Raw genomic sequence first — 20,994 nt, forward strand, 5'->3', positions numbered from 1 at the left:
GAGCCTGAAATCGAGGAGCTTTATCAACCATTATAAATCGCTAGCGGATATAAATGAAAAAGAGCCCGGTATATTTATTACCGGACTCTTTTCATATAAACTGCCCAATACATAGGATGCCTGGCTATTAGAGCCCCTTCAAACAGAGACAGCCTCTATCTCATTAAGGCTTCGATACGGATACGAGAAGCTCGTTATCCCCGGAGATGACCGTCACTTCAGGCGGTAGGATCAGGTCTTTCACGAAGCGTGTATCTCCGACTTCCATCGCACTGATGTCCAGCTCAACGGTGGTTGGCAGGTCTTTCGGGAAAGCCTCTACTTCAACATAAGGGTCCTGGATTTGCACAACGCCGCCTGACTTGGTTCCGATCGGAGTCCCTACGAATTTCACCCCGAGCTTCGTACGAATGATTTCGCCCGTCTGGACGAGCTGAAAGTCAACATGAATAAGGGCGCCGGTTATCGGGTTCCGCTGAAGATCCTCCAGCAGCACCGTCATGGATCGGTCACCTTCCATCTGAAGCTCAATAAAGCCAGATGCCCCTCTCTTTAACCATTTTTCGAATTGTTTCATGGATATATGAATGATTTCGTTAGCGGCGTTTTTACCGAACACAACCCCTGGCAAACGCCCCTTCTGACGTAAATTACGAAGTCCCGAAGAATTTAATCGCGGACGTTTTTCTGTATGAATGCATGCAGCCATGCTCTACCTCTCCTTTACATGAGTGATCTTAGCGCTGTAAATAGCAGCCGTCGAACCTCCCCTGAGCGGGGATCAATAGAGAAACATAGCATCCAGACCTCCATCCTATCCGATCGATCGCAATACATTAAATGTAAAAAACCCGCAAATACAGACGAAGGCACCCCACTCCGAAGAGTGGAATGCCTATGGGTTTCATCTACCATATCATAGTTTGATGGATATTGGTATAGGGGTTAATTTTGTAGCAAATGTTTGCCGGTAAAGTCACCTTCGCTGGCTCAGAATCGCCTCCTAAGGTGAGGTGGTTATTCCCTTCAACTTCTTTACCTGGTAATACAATCTGAGTCGGCAGACCATAACCGTTATATTCACAAGCGATAATACAACCAGCCATATGATCAGCGATGACATGGCGGTCCATAGTCCATACCAAGGCAATACTCGCCCGGCTCCAATAAATGTAGCTAACGGCGACAGAAATAAGAGAATCAAGACTGGGAGCAGTCCTCCTGCTAATGAAACCATCATTTTCCCGGCTGTCATGGCCTTTTTGCTTCGATGGATACGATAGAGCCTATATATCCCCCAAGCAATCGTCGCAAGCACCAGGAGAATCATAACCGTCTCCATGTTTTTGCTGTTGACAATCGGCGATTCGGCCTTTTCTCCCTTCATAATCTTTGCGATTCCGTCAACAAAAGCCGAATAATCGACAAAGGCGTTTAAACCGGAGTCAAACATCATCGCAATGCCCAGCCGCTGATCCAAATCGATCGTCTCTTCCGCCTTATACGTCCATAAAATTCCGCTATGGGAAATCCTCCGGCCCCCTTGCTCATCCTCATCCGCAAGCCACCCCATTCCATACGGTCCCTTCTGTCCGACCGTGTGGTACTGCTCCATCAGCTCTGGCGTAAGAAGCCTGCCATTATATTGGGCGAGCATCCACTTGGCCATATCATCGGCAGTCGAAATCATACCGGCGGGTCCGTCAACGAACCAAGAGGGTTCAGACTGGCTTACAGGATGGCCAAGCAATATATAATGTCCCCGCGGAATGGCGGAGTTCTCATTGATCTGCCGTGTGTTGCTGACATTAAAGGTATCTCTCATTCCCAGAGGCTTAAAGATATGATCCTCCAAGTAATCGGAGAAGTTCTGTCCGCTCATTGTTTCGACCAATAAAGCCAAATATTGATAGTTCGGATTGTGATAGCTATAGGTTGCCCCAGGATCATTCGCTAGCTGAACCGCGTTCAACGACTCGTTAACCTGCTGCAGCGATTGATATGGGGACGAACGGGTCATGTCGGGATTCACCTTGTCATTAAGTCCGCTTGTCTGGTTGAGCAAATCCCGAACGGTAATATCGCGAACGCGCTCGTCCTTAGGTGCGAGGTCGGGAAAATAAGAAACGTACGGCGCATCAAGCTCGATTAATCCTTTGTCCGCCAGCTGAAGGACAGCCAGTGCCGTAAAAGATTTGCTTAACGAAGCAATAGGAAACGGGGTGCCGCCGTTTATATCACGGCCCTCTGAAATAGCGCCGTACCCTTGCGTATAGAACACCTCATCGTTATGAACGATGGCAAGGGCCGCACCCTGAATATGATTGGCGCTCATTGTTTTTTTAACGTATTCATCGATCTCCTGTTGGACTTCTGTTTTGCTTCGAGCTTCAACGGCGGAAGCGGGTCTGGCCAGGATGCCCATCAATAGCAGGAAACAACTCAAGACTAGCCACATTTTCTTCTCTACGGTTCTCATACCAGCACTCCTTATTTCATGTTAAGGAAATGCTAATCGATCTTTTTCAACTATTTATCAACTCCGTACCAAAAACTTGCCGTTACGCTCCCACCGCCATGGAGGCCGTTGGCTACCTGCAGACTCCCCTCATGCTTTTCGCAAAGAACTTTGCAAATGTAAAGCCCCAGTCCGTGATGTTCATTCGCATCCCATACCTCTCCGCGATAAAAAGGAAGCACGGCCTTGCGGAGCGTCACCTCGGAAAAACCTGCGCCGTCATCCGCGACGGTTATAGAAAAGTGGTCCTTGCCGACGTTATAATGAACGCTTACGTGACTAGAGGCATAACGCGCTGCATTTACGATCAAATTCTCAAAAACCTGCATCGTCAAATGGACATCGACCGTTATTTCGTTCGCTTCCTCGGCAATGGATGAACCGAAAGTCTTACCATTCCGTCCGGTAATTTGGCGTGCGCTGTCATTCAGCAAGGAGATGAGCTCATCCGTTTCAATCCTGCGGCTCTGTACCGGCATATCCTCCAGCTTCTGAATGGAATTCATCGCCTCCGTGAAGCTTTCAAGACGGACGATATGCGCCTGCATCGTTTGAATCGTGTCCAATAGTTTCTCCTCGGATATTTTGCGCTCCGGCAAGTAAGCGGTCAGAAACTCAGAGTATCCTTTTAGAACGGACAGAGGTGTTCTCAGATCATGGGCAAAAATAGCGTTAAGTTGTCTTCGCTCTTCGGCCGATCGCCAAAGCGTTTGGTGGTTCTTCTCCAACTGACCGCGCATGTTCTCAAATACACGGCATAATTCCCCCATCTCATCCCGGCTGTCGTAAGAAATATGAAACCCCAAATCGTTCGCCGAAATTTTCTCCGATGCCTGCATCAAGATTTCAAGCGGTTGTTTCAGTTTCCACCGATAAAACAAGCTGCCCATCAGGACGATGCCGACGGCAACCGTTAACAGGACAACCGCAACGAGGGAAGGCAGCAACCAGTTGTTCACGGAAGAATAGCCGGCAAACCGCAACCGTATGCTTTCCGCCCATCTAAACTCCAATGTGATGACGACTAGAACGGCGATGAGCGTAAGGCAGCATAATAGGATGAACGATTGCAGCAAGGTGAACCGCTTCAGGCTCAGCCAGTTTATCATTTTCGCCATTTGTAACCCACTCCCCATACCGTTTCAATCCTGTCGGCGCAGCCATGCTCTTTCAATTTGACACGAATTCGCCGGATATGCTCCGCTATTACGGCGCTGTCGCCTTCGCCGTCCAGTCCCCACACTTTTTCAAAAATACGCTCTTTGTCGAACACCATTCCGGGATGCATGGACAATAGCTCTATAATATCGAACTCTTTTTTGGCCAAGGGAATTCGTACATCGTGGATGTAAAGCGCGCGAGCCGAATAATCAATGGCCAAATCTTCGCTAAATCGTACGGACGTTTTCGTTTGGCTTCGCATCTCCCTGCGCAAATGTGCCTCTACCCTGGCACCCAGCTCATGAATACTGAACGGCTTGGCTATATAGTCATCCCCTCCGGCCTGAAATCCCGATATTTTATCCGCATCCTCGTCGCGGGCGGTTAGAAACAGAATCGGACAGGACACAAAATGCCGGATTCTCCTGCATAATTCCAGACCGTCAAGCTCCGGCATATTGATATCCAGCAGCACAAGATCCGGTTGATACTCTAGTTGCCGCAGCGCCTCGCTGCCATCCTTCGCCGTCATCACAAAATACCCGTTTATTTCAAAGTAATCCGTGAGCAGTTTGCGAAGATCGGCTTCATCATCTACGATCAGTATCTTTTTCATCCTGCCCTCCCCGCCTCCCCTATCCATTTCTCTGGATCCAGCATAACAAAAATCGCCGTCCGAGTCCCGACAGGGATCGTGAACGGCGACAATTCTAAAGTCATGACTTAAGCTGCAGTCTTCTCGGGTATACGTATATCTCAATCTAAAAAGCTAGTCGGCCATTTCCGCCAGCACCTTGCCCAACCGATCAAGCTGCTGTTCATTAGCTTCTATGCAGATGGGCTTCGCTTTTTCAAACTCCTCTTTTTTCTTGAAACGTTGACGGAAGGTGACCCTGGTTCGGCCATCCAAGTCTTCGAAGGTACCCGTTACCCGAAATTCGTGAACGTTGAGGTGATCAATCACGACCCGCTCTGTCGGCACAAACTCAACAAAGACATTATGGTTAGGATAATCCACGCCATCCGGTCCGTGCATGGTGAACTTCCACGTACCTCCCGGCCGCATATCGCACTCGTGAAACGTATTTTTGAAGCCTTTCGGTCCCCACCACTTTGCTAATAAATCAGGGGTTGTCCATGCCCGAAACACAAGTTCCTGCGGGACATCATACTCGCGCGAAGCAATAAGCTCATTTTCTCCTATAATCATGTTCCTACCTCCCCTTCTATTTCCTTGCCCAATGTCTCTTCATGAACCATCTCCACTCATTTGCGCTAGCTATGTACCGGTAACTCTAATGTAAATCATTACGTTGCGTAAGGTTCAAGTGCAATCGTGACAGCAAATTGTTAGTTATTTATAACTAACACCCACTTCAAAAAAATATGCTCAGCTTGATGCATGAATATTGCCGACATGTTCCTCCTTACTGTGTAATAAGGTTCGTCTTACAAAACCCATGAAGACCAGTAAAGCAATGAACCCGGAAACCGCGCATGATGCAAATAGAGCAGGGTAGCCGAACTGTTGGGATCCTCCTTTCGTTAGTTAAAGATAACTAACATTTTTCATTATCAATACCTTGGGGAACTGACTGTCAATCGTATATGCGTGCTATTAGAAATGAATGGAGTATGTAGTCACCACATACCCCATTCATTCCCACCATATTAAACCCTCAACCCAGGCATGCATGAAACGAAGAACCATTCTTAGCGGCTTCTCAGGACATGCTCGATTCGCTTATCCGGCATGAACCAAACCACGGCAACAAGTACGAAAAAGAACCCGGATATCCAGACACTCACGTAAGCGGTCAAGGCCGCAGTCAAGTAGAGTAACGGTGATAGTTTCCCCTTCCAGTCCTTCCCCATCGCTGCAACGAATGAGGAATCACCGGAATGCTGGTTCATGATCATGCGCTGAAGCAGCCAATACGAGAACGCCGCCAGGAGCAGAATAATACCGTACAGCGCCGTTGGAGTAGGTGCAAAATGGCTTTCCCCCATCCACGCCGTCGTGAACGGCACAAGGGATAGCCAAAAGAGGAGCAGCAAGTTGAGCCACATCAATCTCCCGTTCATGGTTCGAACCATATGCAGCAGATGATGATGATTGTTCCAGTAGATCCCGATATATACGAAACTGAAGATATAGCTAACAACTTTCGGGCCAAGTGCGATTAGCGCATGCCAGTCATGGCCTTCCGGCACTTTGAATTCCAGCACCATGATCGTAATAATAATGGCCAGAACCCCATCGCTGAATGCTTCCATCCGATTTGCTTTCAATGCGTCTCACCTATTCCCCTCGCTTCAAGTAATGACCCTTAACCTTCTCCTCACCATTTGCTTATTAAGATCGTCACTTCACCGAGCCATCAGTCTATGCCCGCCGCTTTTAGCAGACGAAGCAGCAGCTCCTTGCGCGGTCCCTGCGCCTTGCGAGCCAATGCAGTCAGCTTCTCCGGCTTGCCCCAGATCGGATACAGTACCCGCTCGGCCTCGTCGTCCGACAGCGTCTCTATTTGCTGCACGAACAGCGTCAGCTTGTCTTCGTTCTCCAGCTCCGGCTGAATCTTCAGCTTCAACGAATCGTGGGAGCGCAGCAGACTGGCGATCAAGGTCGGCGTCGAGCGTTCCGTAATGCCATAGGTTTCGGCGAAAACGGCTGTAAACTTGTCATGCATCAGCTGATGCTCATCATCTACAAGGTCCATATAAGCTTCAACAAGCGGAAAATACCGCTCAGAGGAAAGCCCCAGCCCAAACACGGCATAACTGCCCGGCATGACGCTTTTTTCATCCTCCGCATCTTCATACCACTCGAATTCTACCATCGCCTCACGAGCGTACTCCTCTAATAACGGATGCAGCTCGGAATAAGCCAGAGCATTCGCAAAAAAACGGTGCGTATCCGATTTGGCCAGCCCCTTGATGGGCAAATACTCTCTCACGCTGGATTTTAGCTTGATTTTGTAGCTTTTCGGGAAGTCCTTTCGGAGCAGCGAGAGAATAAACGATATCGCCCGCTCATACGCCCCGGCTTCTTCCTTGCGAATAACGATGGTGAAAAGGGAAAAAACATCGTTCGCCTTGCATTCGACCAACTCATGGCGCATATTGACTTCGTCGTGCGAGAAGCTATCGCTGCCCTGTTTCAGCATACGTGAGGCTTTGCCGCTGCCAAGCTGCTCCGCCAGCTCCAGAAAAGTCTGCCCTCTAATCTTGCTATAGTTTGGCTCATACCGAATAATCATTACTCCGCCGTACAACAGAAGGTCAATAGGCTGGTTCGGCTCATCCTTATTCTCAAGAACGGCATCCGGCTTGATCACATACTCATTGGCCCTGTATTCGGAACGGGTAACGTCATAGTAGCGTGGCAGGAATATATCCTCGGCCCAGCTGGTCAAGGCCATAATAATATCTCTTCGATGCTCCGCAAGCGCCTCAACCCGGCCTTTATTCAATTCTTGGATCCGGTCAAATAAAGCGATTGTCTTTGCGGCCTCCGGTTCAGGGAACAAATGCGGATCCAGCAGATGACGCGCCAAAAAGAAGGTTTCCAGCGGCTTTGTCGGATAAGTGCCCTTCTCGAGTTTCTTCTCGATATAGGAATGAATTCGCTCCAGAAGCTGCTGCTTTTTCGCTTCATATTCGGTTTCCAGCACCGTTAATTCGACAAGCCCGTCTGCTGTCGCGAAGGTTCCTTGAAAGGTAAACCGGTAATCGATCAGCGGCGACGTTTCCACCTTGTTCAGCCTCTCCCGTACGATATTCACGAGCAGTGGCTGAACCTCATGCAATATCTGCTCTCGTGTAAAGGGCGAAACTCTCATCGACTTATTGCCTGCCGCGCTCCCCAAAGGTTTCAAGCTGTCAACGCTTGTCCTCCCCGGCCGATAATCCAGCATGACAGAGTTAAAGATGCCTACTTGCAGCGTGGTGCGCAAGACCACTTCCTCTGCGTTCTTTCGATTCTCCTGCTCGTCAAACCATGTATGAATGGCCGTTTCCATCTCTTCCAGCGCTTCCTTCTGCAGCTCGTTCATTGTGTTCCACCTTTCCGCTTGTCCCATCTTTTCTCAACATTATCATACTATGAAAATAAAAAACTTACGGCCGCTCCATCCGATATATTGCACTTTCTTCAGTCCTTCCGGGCTCATTCACTCGCTAACGAGACTCAGGAATGACTGCAGTTACTGATGATTCGACTAATTCATCAAGAAATCGGATAACAAAAAGACCGTCCTCCGCATGCAACGCATGTCAGTGGTCGGTTCTTTTGACAAGATTGCCATTTTGCTTACCATCGGGGTTTTATCCGTACTTCGTTTCCAGCAATCCTCCAGGATCCGATCCATTGCTTTGCGACCCCTCCACAAATCATGAGAATTGCCAAAAACCTGCTATTGGATGTTGTATCCCCTCCGCCCCAATCTTCGCAAAAATATACAGAGATCCAAAACCAAAAGGATAACTGTAGTCGTCTCGAAGAAGCATATCGGGGTAACCATCTTCATCTACCTGAAATAAAAAAGAGTATGACTCCTCCTTCAGCTTCGTGAAATAGTAGTCGTTATTTTGGATAAGTCTCGGATTCCCGCCTAGCTTGATCAAAAAAGACTGATCCATGGATTTCTCGTCATTGCTTATATCCCCGGCGGAAATTGCATGTTTTAAGAGACCTGGATTCGTGAACGTCTCTTTAACGCTTTCCTTTGAAATTGGATGCTCGACCACCTTTATCGAGCACTTCGGATAAACATTATTGTCCAAATATTCCTCATAGTCCTCTGGGATGAAGATCGAAATCATGCTCTCCGGTTTAAAGGGATGGACGAGGCACATGTAAAAATAATATTTTTGATTACCTTCGTGGATAAGGTCTGCTTGATCATCAAAGAAGTCCGGTGCATTCCCGCCGATCCAGCCTGTACCCTGTTCGTTCGATAGACTTGGTTCCGCATAATAAAGAATACAGTCTGTTTTCTCAACTAAATAATTTGTGTGGTTCTCCATTTTACGCCTCTCCCTCAAGAAACTTCATGAGGTGCATTTCAGGCGACGCGAGGAACTCTGTAAAGCTGCATAAATCCGCATAAGTCTGATGTTCCTCGTCGTAGCAGCCGATCAGCCCTTTTTTCTTCGGATTCCAAACGAGCTGCAGATCGGAGTAATTGTCGATATCGGCTGATAGACGCAGCAGCTTTTGCTTGCCAACTTTCATCTCAATCGTATCGGTCAATGTGAAAAAGTCGATATGCCCGATTTCATACTCGTTTTGCGCGAGCTCAAGGCGCAGCTTGTCTCCCGTAAGGAAGCTGACCAGTTCATCCGTTAGCTTATATTTCTTTAACTCATATTTTTTGTTTTCCATATCATGCATCTCATCCGGCTCCAGCGATTTCAAATAATCGGCCAAGACGGTATTCTTATTACTGACTGCAATCGTATAAGGCCGCTCGCCGTTCTTTTCCGCTAACGTAACGTCCGCGCCGTGTTCAATCAAAAACTTGACCATGGCCATATTCCCAATCCGCGTCGCAACGGTTAACGGAGTCGCTTGATAAGGATAGACCATATCTGGTTTATTATAGTTGATGTCTACCCCTTGATCGAGCAGATACTTGAGTGTCTTCATGTCATGGTCCGAGGCGGCTTGACGCATTACGTCACCGCCATGCAGCTTGATATCTAATCCGAGCTCATGAATAAGCGGAATGTTTTTTTGTTGCCATTGTAGGCCTCTGAATAGGCGCCTGACCCGATTTTATTGAGCTTGTCCATCTCGGCGCCTTGCGCTGCAATATAGCGGACGATGTCCTCCCTGCAATAGCGAACAGCCCGCAAAAAAGCCGGATTATGATGGACGTTCAGGTTGACGCCGTGCTCGACCAGCAGCTTTACAACATCCATTCTCTGCGTTACAAGCGCCAGATCCAACGGACTTAGCTTGGTGCGCTTGCTGAGTACGATGCCATCTTCAATATCCCAGCCTGCGGCAATTGCAGCTTCTAACGCGGGAATATTCCCTTGGTATATATGCATCGCAATTTCAGGCAGCTCCTCGAACCTCCCGATATCTTTTAGAACGATCATCCAATACCACTCCTATCTGTCCGTTAACTTAACCTAGCCAAGGCGGTTGCCATGTCCGGGAAATAAAAGTATTAAAAAAGCCAGCGGAAACGTACCGCCAGCTCATTTTCGTGCCGTATCACACTGCAGGCATGTTTAGTATAAAATTGATACTCAGCCGGCTCGATCGGGGCCCCTCCCGCGACTCCAGGCGCGAGGCCTCGGTCATACGTCAGCCTAATTTATTCTCGTTCTCCTGCCGCATATTCGCCTGGACAGACGTCCATCACTTCTCTGGCAGGCTGGATCAGCGACATTTCGAACCTGCAAGGCCAATGCACCTCCGGTGCCATCTCCCCGTTCAGCAAGCCGGCGATCGTCTCGCCGTCGTTCACCGGCACGTCCGCTTCAAACAAATAGGCTGCAACACTGAATGCATGCCGTGACACGTCGTTTGGATCCAAGGTATGAAAGTGATACTGGACATCCGGAAGTCCAAGCGCAAAGAGGCCGAGCGAATCGACCAAGCTGTCTTCGGTGCCATGAATGGTAAAATAGCGGATATTCATGCCGAACTGCAAGAACCTCGCGGCTCCTTCGTACGGATTATCCGCAATTTCGGACGGATGCAGCAGCTTCCCGCTCGATGGAATCCAGATCGCTTTGCAGGTCGGGAACAGGCTTACGGCAGCCTCCAGCCAATCCGCCAACAAGGCGCTGCGCGATTTATAGTCCAGCCCCGCCGCCATGAAGTCGCTGATCAGCAGCTTATAACGGCACTGTTCCAGAACGTCCTCCCCATCCGGCATTGTCCAAAACTGGGTGCGCTCCATGTCGGTAATCGACTCTGGTTGAAAAGGCGTAACGTCTGCCATCATTACCTGAGCCGGCATTTCCCCATCCCGGTAGGCTACTTTATACGCCTCTACGGCAAACGACGATAACGCGTCGGATCCCGACACGATATCCGTTTTTCCGCATTGGGTTTCTATCGCAATCCGGATGGCCTCGGCATTCGGCCGTTCCGCTTCCTCCTCAAACAGCAGGTACATTTGAAACAACCGCTGAAACTCGCTTTTTTCGTCTAAATTTTGCTGAAGCACGCGTTCGCTCTCCATTTTTCCCCTACCACTCCGTTCGTATGTCGTTCCCCTCTACTATAGAGATTGCCACACGGTTCCGGCAAGTCCGCCCAGGAAAATGATTCCAAAGTCGGATTTATGGGGCGCTCAGCCTTTCCTGAATCGGAACGCCCATCTCCGCCTTATGCCTATCAAAGCAGCTTATATCGGACATAAATTTTTCTCCGTCACTTGTTGTACGGTTCAGTTTAACGGGGATAACGAACAGAGGGCGAGTAAAACACGTCACTATGCATGTGCAGAATTCTGTCCCAGTTCCCGGGATTGGTCGTGTCTGGAGAGCGGTTCTCTAGAATGGCCTGATACAGGGTTGTTTTTTCCTCCAAATGGGCAACATGCCGTTTGGCTTCCTCGAGCTTAGCGAGCGCCGCTTCTTTATGCTCCATCATGAGTGTGTAGCGTTGCGGAATGGTTGAATCCCCTTCGAGACATAAATCGACGTACTTTTTAATGACTTCAATCGGCATCCCGGATTGCTTGAGGCATTTGACGCCAAACAGCCAGTTGATCGATTCTTCGTCGAACATCCGGATATTATTCTCATTGCGCTGTACGCTTGGCACCAGGCCTTTATCCGTGTAAAAGCGCACGGCATGCTCTGTGAGTCCCGTTATCTGGGCAGCTTCTTTGACCGTATGCATTGTGAAATCCTCCTGAAAAATAATTTGAAAGACGGCTTGACTTCGTGTAACACGAAGGCTCTAAGCTAATTGTAATGCAAATCGGCTGTAAGCGAAATCTTCGCTCGGCGGTACCGATTCCCCTGGGACTCGCGGCCGTTTGCCGTAATACATTTGAACAATAGGAGGAATTACAATGCAAACCGTAACGTTGAACAACGGAGTAAACATGCCGATCGTCGGCTTCGGGGTCTATCAAGTTCCCGATGCGGAAGAATGCGAGAACGCAGTATATGAAGCACTAATGACCGGTTACCGCCTCATCGACACCGCCGCCGGTTATCTGAACGAGGAGGCAGTCGGACGAGCAATTAAGCGCAGCGGCATACCGCGTGAGGAACTGTTCATCACGACCAAGCTTTGGGTCCAGGATGCCGGCTACGAGAGTGCCAAGCTGGCATTTGCCAAATCCCTGAAGAAGCTGCAGCTCGACTACCTCGATCTGTACCTGATTCACCAGCCGTTCGGCGATTACTACGGCGCTTGGCGCGCAATGGAGGAATTGTATCGCGAGGGCAAAATCAAGGCGATCGGGGTCAGCAACTTCCTGCCTGACCGTCTGATGGACCTTATCGTACACAATGAGGTCGTCCCCGCCGTCAACCAGATCGAAACGCATCCGTTCTACCAGCAGACAGAGGTCACCGCTTTTTTGAAAGAGCAGGGAGTTCAACATCAGTCGTGGGCGCCGTTCGCCGAAGGACGAGGCAACATGTTCGGCAACGAAGTGCTGACCTCGATCGCTGAAAAACACAACAAGTCCGTCGCCCAGATCGTGCTGCGCTGGCTTGTTCAGCGTGAAGTCGTTGTCATTCCAAAATCGGTGCGCAGAGAGCGGATCGCCGAAAACTTCGACATTTTCGATTTTGAGTTAAGCGCGGACGATATGACACAAATCTCTACCCTCGATACGCGTGAAAGTCTCTTCTTATCATACCGCGATCCGGAAGTCGCCAAGATGATGGGCAACTGGAGAGTCGACCTGTAAACCTCGGTCGAAACACAATCCCATAGAGAGAGCTATCGACGAAAAATGAAAAGAGGATCGATTTTAATACAGCACCTACGATCCTCTAATTCCGTTATCCGACCAAAAAACTAGCTCTGCAGCAGCTCGTCCCGCGCTTCGGTCAGCGCGAATCCCAGCAGGTTTTGGCCCCGCCATTTCACGGGGTTCTCCGCATTTGGATTGGACTGGCTCATACCGATCCCCCAAATGCGGTCCTGCGGGCTGGCTTCGACGAGGATGCGGTTCTTCGTCGACTTGAGATAATCGCCAAGCTCCGGATTCTGCGAAAACTTGGCCAAGCTGGCTCGTTTGACGATGCCGTAGCATTCCTGGTCCCAGGTATCCTTGTCGAAGTTTCGGACCGCGCGCCCATAAGCCTTCATTTCCTTGGGATGCTTAGCTGTAAGGATCGACTCCAGCATTTCATGGTCGCCGAACAGCCTTGCCTTCTCAGCCATCATAAACTGCTCGGCACAGGAATACTCCGTCCCCTCTACCGTGAACGGGCACATCCACCACTGGCTGAAGCAGCTTTTGTCGATGCTCCCGTCCTTAGGCGGCGTATGGCCCCAAAAGAATACAAACTTGAACGTTTTCCCTTTGTTATAAGCTTGTTTTAGCTCATCGAGATTGTAAATCATCCGTTATTCCTCCAGTTTTCTTCGATACAAGCGGGATGGCCGATGTCCCGCATTTTCGGTGTAATGATCGGTCTCCGCCACGAGATCGGCCACCTTGCGCCGGAAGGCCGCCTTTAATAGCTCTTTATCCAAAATGACCTCATAAACCTGCTGCAGCTCCGTCAAGGTAAAAAGCTCTGGCATCAAGTGCAGCGCAATATCGGTATAGTTCACTTTTCCCCGCAGCCGCTCGATCGCGCATGCTATAATCTTCGCGTGGTCGAAGGCCAAACCGTTATTCGATACGATCTTATAATCCGTGCTGGTCGATGTCGTCTTCACGGTCAACGTCCTCGCCACGACCGCCGAAAGCTCCTCTTCCCCGCTTAGCTTGAGTTCATACTCCAGCGTCTTGACGTATCCGTCCTCCATCATCTCTTTCTGCTCCCGCAGCAGCCGATAGGATACCTTGAACCAAGCAGCGTCGGCCGCATCGTCTCCCGCCTGAAGCTCCAATTTATCGCTGTTGATCAAAGCCATATAGCTGCAGCTCATCACCCAGGTTCGGGGATCTCGCCCGATGTCACTGAACGTATACAACTGCTCCAAATAAACGTCGTCCACGCCGGTCTCCTCGCGCAGTTCCCTTGCCGCGGCCTGTTCAGTCGTCTCGCCCGGCTGGACAAAGCCGCCAGGCAGCGCCCATTTACCCAGGAAAGGGTGACCTCCCCGGCGGATGAGCAGGATGCGGAGCTCCTTTTCGGGTAGCTTCCGATAGCTGTCAGCCGCCTCATCCGTAACCGTGAAGATCACCATATCGGCTGCCACCGAAGGCCGCTCGTAATTCTCTGCCCGGTACTTCTCCAAAAATTCGCGTTCCGTTAGTCCGTCCCGATCCAACAAATCCAATGGGGGCGCCTCCTTGTTTTTTCATTCTAAGCTAGTTGTGGTTATGTGTTCATTTTACTCCCTGCCTGCATCTAATTCTAAACGTTTTAGCTCCCCGAAATAGTTCCGATAGGGCTCGAACCCCGCCAGCACCTCGTCTACCTTGCGCATGCGCTCCTCCAGGCTCCCCCGCAGCGTAATGTAGGGGATGCGCCGCTCCTTCAAATCCGCGATGATCTGTTTATGAAAAACATGCCGCTTCTGATCCCCGCTTCGATCCCACGTATCGTCGTAAGGAATATCGTCGTCGCACAAGAAGAACAGATCGTAGCGCTGCGCGTTCTCCAGGGCAATCCGCGTTAACCGCTCCGGCGCCCGGCCGTGGTAATCCATAGCGAACATATACGTCGTAATCGCATTCGTATCGACGAACAGAAATCGGTTCGCCGCAAGCAAAGCCTGCTCTTCCCGCTCGATATGGCCCACAGCGATTTCATCGAACGCCTCCAGACTGATTCTGCGGTCCACCTGATGCTCGGTCCAATAATCGCGCCCGTATTCGCTAGCATAGGTCGTGTGATACCGCCGCGCCAGCGCTTCGGTGATCGTCGACTTCCCCGTCGACATCGCCCCAACGAATACCACCTTCGTGATTAAGTCCCGGTACACGATATCACTTATGAACTCCCTGTATTTATACGGATCGGAACGGATCATCGTTGCAGAGATCGGAACCTGCTCGCGGGCTTCATCAACCCGCCGGTCAACCGAGCCCAAAGCGAGGCTCATATGCCTGCCGTAAAACTCGCTCGAATAAAAATGCGTGACCTGCTCCCCGTTCAGTAAACGGAGGATATACTGTTCCTCCCGAATCTCATGCTCTCGGTCATCCGAATACCCGTCCGGTCCGTCCCAAGCTTCAACGACCCGGACTGCCGGGTATAGTCGCCGAATCCAATTCGCCCGGATGTGAAGCGGGATCGGCGTCACCGTCGTCTCGTAAATGACCACGATCAACTCATCGACCTCTTGCAGCGCCGTTTCGATCATGAACTGATGCCCTTTATGCAGCGGGGCAAACTTCCCCAGCGTTAATCCGAGCTTTTTCATGCCGCCACCTCCCTGGCCCCTTTGTTCCAATTGTAATAGCCGTATACCGCATTAACCAAATACGCGCTCCACATGACGATCATCAGCATGCCTTCGCTGCTGCCCTCAAGCAGTCGAATCGCCCAGAGCAGCACCGTAAACAAATTCAACACAATATAGACAAGCCATTGCTCCTTGAATCTGCGGACCATTAAGAAGGTGGCTACAACGGACAACACCGTCGTAATAGCATCGATGTAAGGCGAGTTCTGTCCCGGGATGAACGAAAGCCCAAATCCCAGCAGCAAACAGCCCAAGATACAGGCTGCGCCAACGAGAAGCAGACCTCTAAACTCCATTTGGCGCATGATCAGCTTGCCGTCTTGGCGGTGATTTTTCCACATGTAGAAGCCAATGACGTTCATCGGAACGAAGAACAGCAGATTCAGCATAACCTCTCCAAACAACCCGTTAATATAGGCCAGATAAGCATAACCGATGGTGTTGTACATGCCGAAAACATAGCTCATCAGGCTGCCCTTCGCCGCAAGCACCACGCACAGCACCCCGGTAATAAAAACGGTAAATCCGAATAAAGAATCCTTGGACATCACCGTAAATCCCACCGCAATCGAGGTAAACAGCGCCAACCAAGCGATTTCGAACAGGTTCCAGCCGCGCGCAACCATCTTCACAATACATCCCCTCTGCTTTCTTCACTGGTTTATAGAGCGAAACCACCCAGTCAATACTTAGTATCATTTTGTTAATAACATTTTGTTACTATCAAAAATAACAGAAAAGCCTGCGCATGGCAAGTGAAATCTGCCCATTTATCGCAGACATGATCGTTATGATCTTGTACATTCCGCAAAATCATGAGAGGACGAACACCACTTGTTACAACACGGAATATACAAATATATAGGCACTTATCCCAATCATGCTTATTCTGTAAGCTTGGAATCGGAATAGGCACAAAGGAGTGTGTAGGTTGGTACTACAATCATCTCACTATTTTGCCCACGGCAACACTGCGCGCGGGGCTCATTTCTTGTATACATCCGCATTTGACGGGTTGAACAAGATTTATGTCCTTACGGGGCCCCAAGGTACGGGGAAATCAACGGTCATGCAAAGCTTGGCGGATCGCCTGCTGGATCAAGGCTTTCATGTGCAATGCTTCCACTCCCCCCTCCGTCCCGACGAACTGGATGGCATCATTTTTACGGAATTGAAGGTTGGTATTGTTGACGGCAGAGTCTGTAAGGGAATTTCGGATAGCGGGGCCGATAACATCGTCTATATCGATTTCGGGGAAGCATTCGATAACAGCCTGATTTCACCGGAAGACTTGGTCACGATAGAAGATCTTAGTGGCAAGCTTGAGGACGCCTATTCAACTGTATATGAAACATTCGCAACGGCACTACGGATTCATGACGAGTGGGAAAAATATTATATCGAAAATATGGATTTCGCGAAGGCCGATCAGATTGCACTGGAATTCATTCAAGAATTATACGCCGGTCATGAAAGCGATACGCCAATCGCTCCGCGTCACTTATTTTTCGGAGCTGCGACCCCGAGGGGGGCGTTCGATTTTATTCAAAGCTTGACCGCTCAGCTGGAAAGACGGATATTCATCAAAGGAAGGGCGGGATCCGGCAAATCGACGCTGCTGAAAAAGCTTGCATCTGCTGCCGAACAGAAAGGAATCAACGTTCAAGTGTTTCATTGCGCCTTTGATCCGAACAGTCTGGATATGCTGATATTCCCGGAGCTTCGAACAGCGATCTTCGACAGTACCGCTCCGCATGAATATTTCCCCGATCGGGACGGGGATGAGATCCTAGATATGTATACGCGGACCATTGCCCCTGGAACCGATGAAGCCTATGCTAACGAAATAGCGGCTATCAAAGCACGCTATTCGGCAAAGATGAAAGAGGCCACCTCCCATCTGGCGGAAGCCGAAGCCATCGATTCTCAGATTAAAGCCTACTATGTTGCGGCCACCGATTTTTCGATCGTGGAGAAACTCCGCCTGCAATTACAGTCCGAATTGAATGAACGGATCAGCTCCATTCAGACTTCACAATAAGATACAACCCAAAAGCGTTCGTCAATGTCTACCTTTGAACCGTTTAATCGCTTCCTCGGTCACCGGCTCGAAGAGGTTAAGCAGATTGCCATCGGGATCGCGGAACAGCATAGAACGGTTCCCCCACGGCATCGGTCGGTTCCTTTACCCAATGATCGACGAATGGCTTCAAGCGCACATATTCGGCTTCGACATCATCGACGCGGAACTCAATAATGACAGTGCGATTATTGGCCCCCACTACGGAACCCGCGCCGAATAGCTGTGCCGTTTGGGAGTGGCCGATTGCAAGGGTGCATGATGGCAAGACGAGTTCGGCAAATACGGGCGCGGGTCGCTCCGCCGAAACCCCCATGACTTTCTCATAGAACTCGACGAGACGATCCACGTCGTCAGTAATGATGCGTACGGAAGCGAAATTCATAAGTTATCATCCTTCCTAATAATGGGTTTGGCTGTGCCCCACAGCCGTTGTAAAACTTGCTTTTTACTTATTTCATTTACTTGTCCAATAATAAAAAAACGCTACTGACAACGTTATGTCAGTAGCGTTTTAGAATTTTTGGGGCTTCGTTCGATTCCTTCACCTTATCTGCGATGTCATGGTTAAATCGAAGGCATACTCGCAAGTGGCCATCAGCCTCTGACACACAAGAAACCATTAAAGACATTTATCGCGGTTGGGACGACCCGTAGGTCATCGTATTGAGCTGCAATGCCGAGTTTTATTAAACTGGCCGGAATACGAGGTTCCAAGTTTATAGATTTCCTGTAAAATGATGCTATGAAAAAAATATTATCTTTCATGGATTGGGGCATATTCGCTCTTCGTTCGTACCATTATATCTTGCTGTTGTCCCAGGCTCTGGCGGTAAGTGAGTTTTCGATCCGAACGTTATTAAATGTGACCTGGCTGGGCGCAGCCCTTGTCGTCCCTTTGCTGTTCTGGTTTCCTGGGCGCCGGATGAACAAAGTCTGGTTTTGCATATTGGAGTTATTGCTTGGCGGTTCTTATTATGTGAATTCTGTCATTCATCCGGATCTGACTTCAAAAGCGGACTATTTGCTGCCGAGTCTTACAATCGGGTACTTATTAACTAAGCAATCTCTTTGGATCATTCCCTTGCTTGCTTTCATTCCTTTTTCCTTTCAGTCTTCCCTAAGACTGTCCTGGGAGCAAGCCCTAAGTCTCGGAACAGACAATCTGCTGTTCTGCTTCATCGGCATGTGGGCAAGCCTCGTAGCCAATGCGTATGATCAGAAGAATAAACTGGTAGCCGAAGTGGAGCATCAAAATAAGCTCTTAACTCACTACTCGGCCGAGATCGAGAAAATGACTTTGCTTGAAGAACGCAACCGCATGTCCAAGGAGCTTCATGATACGCTGGGTCATTCCTTTATCTCACTCATCCTGAGTCTTGATGCTTCTATTGCCCTTATGGATAGCAAGCCTGCCGAGGCCAAAGATCGGTTAATTCGCTTAAGGGCATTGGCTGAGAAAAATCTGGACGATATGAGAAACATCGTACACGAGATGGGGGAAGAAGAGGAGTCCAGTCTGATCCGACAGATTGAATCCCTTGCGGCCCGTTTCCGGGAGCACACGGGTACGGCCCTGACTGTGAGTCTGCCGGGGACAGAGAGGTCGATACGTTTTGAAGTACGGCAAACAATCCTTCGGGTCATCCAGGAGTCCTTTACGAATGCATTAAAACATGGAAAGGCAACTCAACTTCATCTGGAGCTTGGGTTTTCCGAGAGCCACCTACTATTGTCCGTTCGAAATAACGGCAAGCCGATCGACAAGCTAAATTATGGCTTCGGCTTGACCACGATGAACCACCGGGTTGAGCAGTTAGGAGGCAGCTTGCACCTGTCATCCAGGGAGGGAACTCCAGTGATCACCGAAGTCAGATGCGAAATCCCGCTGAAAGGATTGGTACCGCATGGAGAAGATTAAAGTGCTGCTTGCTGATGATCAAGAATTGATTCTCGAAAGTTTACATATCGTGCTGTCCATGGAACCGGATTTGGAAATTGTCGGTTTGGCCAAGAATGGGGAAGAGGCACTGAAGGGCTGTGAGCAGTTTTTGCCGGATATTGTGTTGATGGATATCAATATGCCTGTCATGGACGGCGTCGCCGCAACAGCCCTGATTAAAGAGCGGATGCCTGCAACTAAAATCATCATGCTAACCTCCTATAAGGAAGTAGAGTATGTGCTAGCAGCGTTAAGCCATGGAGCGGAAGGTTACCTGCTCAAAGCCCTTCATCCCAGAGACCTGGCTGCAGGCATACGGGTGGTTCAGGCGGGAGGGACTTTAATTTCGCAGGAAATGGCGAGTAAAATGATCAAGACCATGAACAATGCTCCCCTTGCAAAAAATAACGAATTTGGGCTCACCGCCCGTGAAATGGAAGTGCTGCATAAGCTGGCTTCTGGCCTGCGTAATCAAGACATTGCCGAGTCGCTGTATCTTAGTGAAGGAACGGTCAAAAATTATATCTCCACGATTTATTCAAAGCTGAATGTGAAAGGAAGGCGCGAGGCCGCCCGTAAAGCCCGAGATTCGGGAATGCTGGATCATTCATAAGCTGATTCCCAAGAAGCTGGTAACTCATTAGAGTTACCGGCTTTTTTCTCAATAGCCATAGCTTAAATGATGACCAAAGCGCACTGTCTCTTATGACTTTCTCAGCCTATACTCATAGCATCAAACAATAGAAGAGGCGATAAGAAATGAAGAAAAAAATGTCCGGAAATAAAGAACTTCTGCAGAAGCAGAATGGCAGGAAGTTAAGTGCTTGGAGTTCATTTTGGCGCTTTCCCATCGTCTGGATGCTTGTAGGAGCTATCGGTATTGTTCTTATCGATACGTTGTTCCGGCAGCTGACAGAGCGAGTTGATGGGGTGATTTCCCTTGCCCTTACACTAGTGATGGGGTTGCTGGCCATCTTGGTTTATAAGCTCACCCTGACATACCTGGCCCGGCGTTCCACTCCAGAGATAGCTAGACAACGCGCAGGGATTGAGGCCTTGCTGGGCGTACTTACCGGGACAATCTTTATTGCAGGCTCCGTCTTTATTATTATGGCTCTGGGAGGTTACTCCTTTCAGTGGGCAAGTTCTGCGAATGCGGGTTCTGTTCTACTATCCTCCATTGGGGCAGCTTTAGGAGCAGCCATTGTCGAGGAGCTTATCTTTCGTGGACTTATGTTTCAAGCCATTGATCGATTGGGGGGGAAACCGCTCGCACTCGTTGTGACCTCACTATTCTTTGGAATTGCCCATCTCGGCAATCCAGGGGCAACATTATGGAGCGGGTTCGCCATAGCCCTGGAAGCAGGTGTTCTGCTCGGAGCGGCCTTCCTGTGGCGGCGGAACTTATGGTTTGCCATGGGGCTGCATTTTGCATGGAATGCCATTGAAGGAGTGCTAGGCATTCCTGTTTCCGGACACTCGGCTCCCGGTCTGTTTACTGTAGAGGTGAACGGTGCCACACTTCTCACAGGGGGCGATTTTGGACTTGAAGGTTCCATTGTTTCGGTTGTGGTCAGTCTTCTGATCTCCATTCCAATGCTAATTGGGGCTGCGCGGTATCGAAGGGTTGAGGCCCGGAACCTTCCTGTATCAAAGTAAACGGCAGACCTGATCCATCCCAAATAAATTTCAGATCTAGATAGGACGCTGTACCC

Annotated in this window: 19 protein-coding genes and 2 pseudogenes; 5 read left to right on the plus strand and 16 right to left on the minus strand. The window is 49.5% G+C overall.

Features of this window, described 5'->3' with window-relative positions; all coding sequences use genetic code 11:
• Nucleotides 1-163 precede the first annotated feature (163 nt).
• The 11 genes and pseudogenes from NST08_RS28985 to NST08_RS29035 form a co-directional block, all read right to left on the minus strand.
• Nucleotides 164-709 carry a 50S ribosomal protein L25 gene (locus tag NST08_RS28985; RefSeq protein WP_251535870.1) on the minus strand — a complete coding sequence of 182 codons (546 nt, stop codon included), beginning with the start codon at nucleotides 707-709 and terminating at the stop codon, nucleotides 164-166.
• 294 nt (nucleotides 710-1,003) lie between these two features.
• Nucleotides 1,004-2,479, minus strand: a complete 1,476-nt coding sequence (locus NST08_RS28990) for a serine hydrolase domain-containing protein (RefSeq protein WP_210094141.1) — start codon at nucleotides 2,477-2,479, stop codon at nucleotides 1,004-1,006.
• Between the two features lie 50 nt (nucleotides 2,480-2,529).
• Nucleotides 2,530-3,636, minus strand: a complete 1,107-nt coding sequence (locus NST08_RS28995; RefSeq protein ID WP_341342586.1) for a HAMP domain-containing sensor histidine kinase — start codon at nucleotides 3,634-3,636, stop codon at nucleotides 2,530-2,532.
• Nucleotides 3,624-4,295 (minus strand): response regulator transcription factor, encoded by a 672-nt coding sequence (locus tag NST08_RS29000; RefSeq protein ID WP_341342587.1) that lies wholly within the window; start codon nucleotides 4,293-4,295, stop codon nucleotides 3,624-3,626. The genes NST08_RS28995 and NST08_RS29000 overlap by 13 nt, the downstream gene beginning before the upstream one ends.
• Nucleotides 4,296-4,448: 153 nt before the next feature.
• A complete protein-coding gene (locus NST08_RS29005) occupies nucleotides 4,449-4,889 on the minus strand; it encodes an SRPBCC family protein (protein ID WP_341342588.1) in 441 nt (146 codons plus the stop codon).
• A gap of 503 nt (nucleotides 4,890-5,392) precedes the next feature.
• Nucleotides 5,393-5,971 carry a TMEM175 family protein gene (locus NST08_RS29010; protein WP_007129128.1) on the minus strand — a complete coding sequence of 193 codons (579 nt, stop codon included), beginning with the start codon at nucleotides 5,969-5,971 and terminating at the stop codon, nucleotides 5,393-5,395.
• Between the two features lie 89 nt (nucleotides 5,972-6,060).
• Nucleotides 6,061-7,734, minus strand: coding sequence for a DUF6138 family protein (locus tag NST08_RS29015; protein WP_213616477.1), 1,674 nt, complete (start codon nucleotides 7,732-7,734; stop codon nucleotides 6,061-6,063).
• Nucleotides 7,735-8,071: 337 nt separating this feature from the next.
• Nucleotides 8,072-8,707, minus strand: a complete 636-nt coding sequence (locus tag NST08_RS29020; RefSeq protein ID WP_007129130.1) for a hypothetical protein — start codon at nucleotides 8,705-8,707, stop codon at nucleotides 8,072-8,074.
• 1 nt (nucleotide 8,708) lies between these two features.
• Nucleotides 8,709-9,787 (minus strand): annotated as a pseudogene (locus tag NST08_RS29025) (ankyrin repeat domain-containing protein).
• Nucleotides 9,788-10,008: 221 nt separating this feature from the next.
• Entirely contained in the window at nucleotides 10,009-10,884 is an 876-nt protein-coding gene (locus NST08_RS29030) for a DUF4261 domain-containing protein (protein WP_040738332.1), read from the minus strand.
• A 212-nt stretch (nucleotides 10,885-11,096) separates the two neighbouring features.
• Entirely contained in the window at nucleotides 11,097-11,549 is a 453-nt protein-coding gene (locus tag NST08_RS29035) for a MerR family transcriptional regulator (protein ID WP_210094145.1), read from the minus strand.
• A 175-nt stretch (nucleotides 11,550-11,724) separates the two neighbouring features.
• On the opposite strand from NST08_RS29035, the gene NST08_RS29040 reads away from it, so the two are divergent.
• Nucleotides 11,725-12,576 carry an aldo/keto reductase gene (locus NST08_RS29040; RefSeq protein WP_210094146.1) on the plus strand — a complete coding sequence of 284 codons (852 nt, stop codon included), beginning with the start codon at nucleotides 11,725-11,727 and terminating at the stop codon, nucleotides 12,574-12,576.
• Between the two features lie 110 nt (nucleotides 12,577-12,686).
• Here the strand turns inward: NST08_RS29040 and NST08_RS29045 are convergent, their stop codons facing one another.
• Genes NST08_RS29045 through pnuC form a run of 4 tightly spaced genes read right to left on the minus strand, consistent with a single transcriptional unit; the run spans nucleotide 12,687 to nucleotide 15,883 of the window.
• Entirely contained in the window at nucleotides 12,687-13,238 is a 552-nt protein-coding gene (locus NST08_RS29045) for an NADAR family protein (protein WP_007129135.1), read from the minus strand.
• Between the two features lie 3 nt (nucleotides 13,239-13,241).
• Nucleotides 13,242-14,126, minus strand: coding sequence for an NUDIX hydrolase (locus NST08_RS29050; RefSeq protein ID WP_028405864.1), 885 nt, complete (start codon nucleotides 14,124-14,126; stop codon nucleotides 13,242-13,244).
• A 54-nt stretch (nucleotides 14,127-14,180) separates the two neighbouring features.
• Nucleotides 14,181-15,215, minus strand: a complete 1,035-nt coding sequence (locus tag NST08_RS29055; RefSeq protein ID WP_007129137.1) for an AAA family ATPase — start codon at nucleotides 15,213-15,215, stop codon at nucleotides 14,181-14,183.
• On the minus strand, nucleotides 15,212-15,883 hold the full coding sequence (pnuC, locus tag NST08_RS29060; protein WP_244152682.1) for a nicotinamide riboside transporter PnuC: 672 nt from the start codon (nucleotides 15,881-15,883) through the stop codon (nucleotides 15,212-15,214). The genes NST08_RS29055 and pnuC overlap by 4 nt, the downstream gene beginning before the upstream one ends.
• A 296-nt stretch (nucleotides 15,884-16,179) precedes the next feature.
• On the opposite strand from pnuC, the gene NST08_RS29065 reads away from it, so the two are divergent.
• Nucleotides 16,180-17,298: a PRK06851 family protein gene (locus NST08_RS29065; protein WP_244152675.1), complete on the plus strand. Its 1,119-nt coding sequence runs from the start codon at nucleotides 16,180-16,182 to the stop codon at nucleotides 17,296-17,298.
• Nucleotides 17,299-17,319: 21 nt separating this feature from the next.
• Here NST08_RS29065 and NST08_RS29070 read toward each other — a convergent pair.
• A pseudogene (locus NST08_RS29070) lies at nucleotides 17,320-17,722 on the minus strand (VOC family protein).
• Between the two features lie 360 nt (nucleotides 17,723-18,082).
• Between NST08_RS29070 and NST08_RS29075 the strand changes: the two are divergent.
• The 3 genes from NST08_RS29075 (at nucleotide 18,083) to NST08_RS29085 (ending at nucleotide 20,938) form a co-directional block, all read left to right on the plus strand.
• Nucleotides 18,083-19,258: a sensor histidine kinase gene (locus NST08_RS29075; protein ID WP_040738333.1), complete on the plus strand. Its 1,176-nt coding sequence runs from the start codon at nucleotides 18,083-18,085 to the stop codon at nucleotides 19,256-19,258.
• Complete coding sequence (locus NST08_RS29080; RefSeq protein WP_007129142.1) at nucleotides 19,245-19,892, plus strand: response regulator transcription factor; 648 nt, start codon at nucleotides 19,245-19,247, stop codon at nucleotides 19,890-19,892. The genes NST08_RS29075 and NST08_RS29080 overlap by 14 nt, the downstream gene beginning before the upstream one ends.
• A 146-nt stretch (nucleotides 19,893-20,038) precedes the next feature.
• A complete protein-coding gene (locus NST08_RS29085; protein ID WP_007129143.1) occupies nucleotides 20,039-20,938 on the plus strand; it encodes a CPBP family intramembrane glutamic endopeptidase in 900 nt (299 codons plus the stop codon).
• The last annotated feature ends 56 nt before the right edge of the window (nucleotides 20,939-20,994 follow it).

The sequence above is a fragment of the Paenibacillus sp. FSL K6-1566 genome (assembly GCF_038050475.1).
In the GTDB taxonomy this organism is placed as follows: Bacteria; Bacillota; Bacilli; order Paenibacillales; family Paenibacillaceae; genus Paenibacillus_AQ; species Paenibacillus_AQ lactis.

Excerpts from the sequence above, each read along its gene's own strand:
- NST08_RS28985 (WP_251535870.1), bottom strand. The coding sequence starts at position 709 with ATGGCTGCATGCATTCATACAGAAAAACGTCCGCGATTAAATTCTTCG.
- NST08_RS28990 (WP_210094141.1), bottom strand. The coding sequence starts at position 2,479 with ATGAGAACCGTAGAGAAGAAAATGTGGCTAGTCTTGAGTTGTTTCCTG.
- NST08_RS28995 (WP_341342586.1), bottom strand. The coding sequence starts at position 3,636 with ATGGCGAAAATGATAAACTGGCTGAGCCTGAAGCGGTTCACCTTGCTG.
- NST08_RS29000 (WP_341342587.1), bottom strand. The coding sequence starts at position 4,295 with ATGAAAAAGATACTGATCGTAGATGATGAAGCCGATCTTCGCAAACTG.
- NST08_RS29005 (WP_341342588.1), bottom strand. The coding sequence starts at position 4,889 with ATGATTATAGGAGAAAATGAGCTTATTGCTTCGCGCGAGTATGATGTC.
- NST08_RS29015 (WP_213616477.1), bottom strand. The coding sequence starts at position 7,734 with ATGAACGAGCTGCAGAAGGAAGCGCTGGAAGAGATGGAAACGGCCATT.
- NST08_RS29020 (WP_007129130.1), bottom strand. The coding sequence starts at position 8,707 with ATGGAGAACCACACAAATTATTTAGTTGAGAAAACAGACTGTATTCTT.
- NST08_RS29030 (WP_040738332.1), bottom strand. The coding sequence starts at position 10,884 with ATGGAGAGCGAACGCGTGCTTCAGCAAAATTTAGACGAAAAAAGCGAG.
- NST08_RS29035 (WP_210094145.1), bottom strand. The coding sequence starts at position 11,549 with ATGCATACGGTCAAAGAAGCTGCCCAGATAACGGGACTCACAGAGCAT.
- NST08_RS29040 (WP_210094146.1), top strand. The coding sequence starts at position 11,725 with ATGCAAACCGTAACGTTGAACAACGGAGTAAACATGCCGATCGTCGGC.
- NST08_RS29045 (WP_007129135.1), bottom strand. The coding sequence starts at position 13,238 with ATGATTTACAATCTCGATGAGCTAAAACAAGCTTATAACAAAGGGAAA.
- NST08_RS29055 (WP_007129137.1), bottom strand. The coding sequence starts at position 15,215 with ATGAAAAAGCTCGGATTAACGCTGGGGAAGTTTGCCCCGCTGCATAAA.
- pnuC (WP_244152682.1), bottom strand. The coding sequence starts at position 15,883 with ATGGTTGCGCGCGGCTGGAACCTGTTCGAAATCGCTTGGTTGGCGCTG.
- NST08_RS29075 (WP_040738333.1), top strand. The coding sequence starts at position 18,083 with ATGAAAAAAATATTATCTTTCATGGATTGGGGCATATTCGCTCTTCGT.
- NST08_RS29080 (WP_007129142.1), top strand. The coding sequence starts at position 19,245 with ATGGAGAAGATTAAAGTGCTGCTTGCTGATGATCAAGAATTGATTCTC.
- NST08_RS29085 (WP_007129143.1), top strand. The coding sequence starts at position 20,039 with ATGAAGAAAAAAATGTCCGGAAATAAAGAACTTCTGCAGAAGCAGAAT.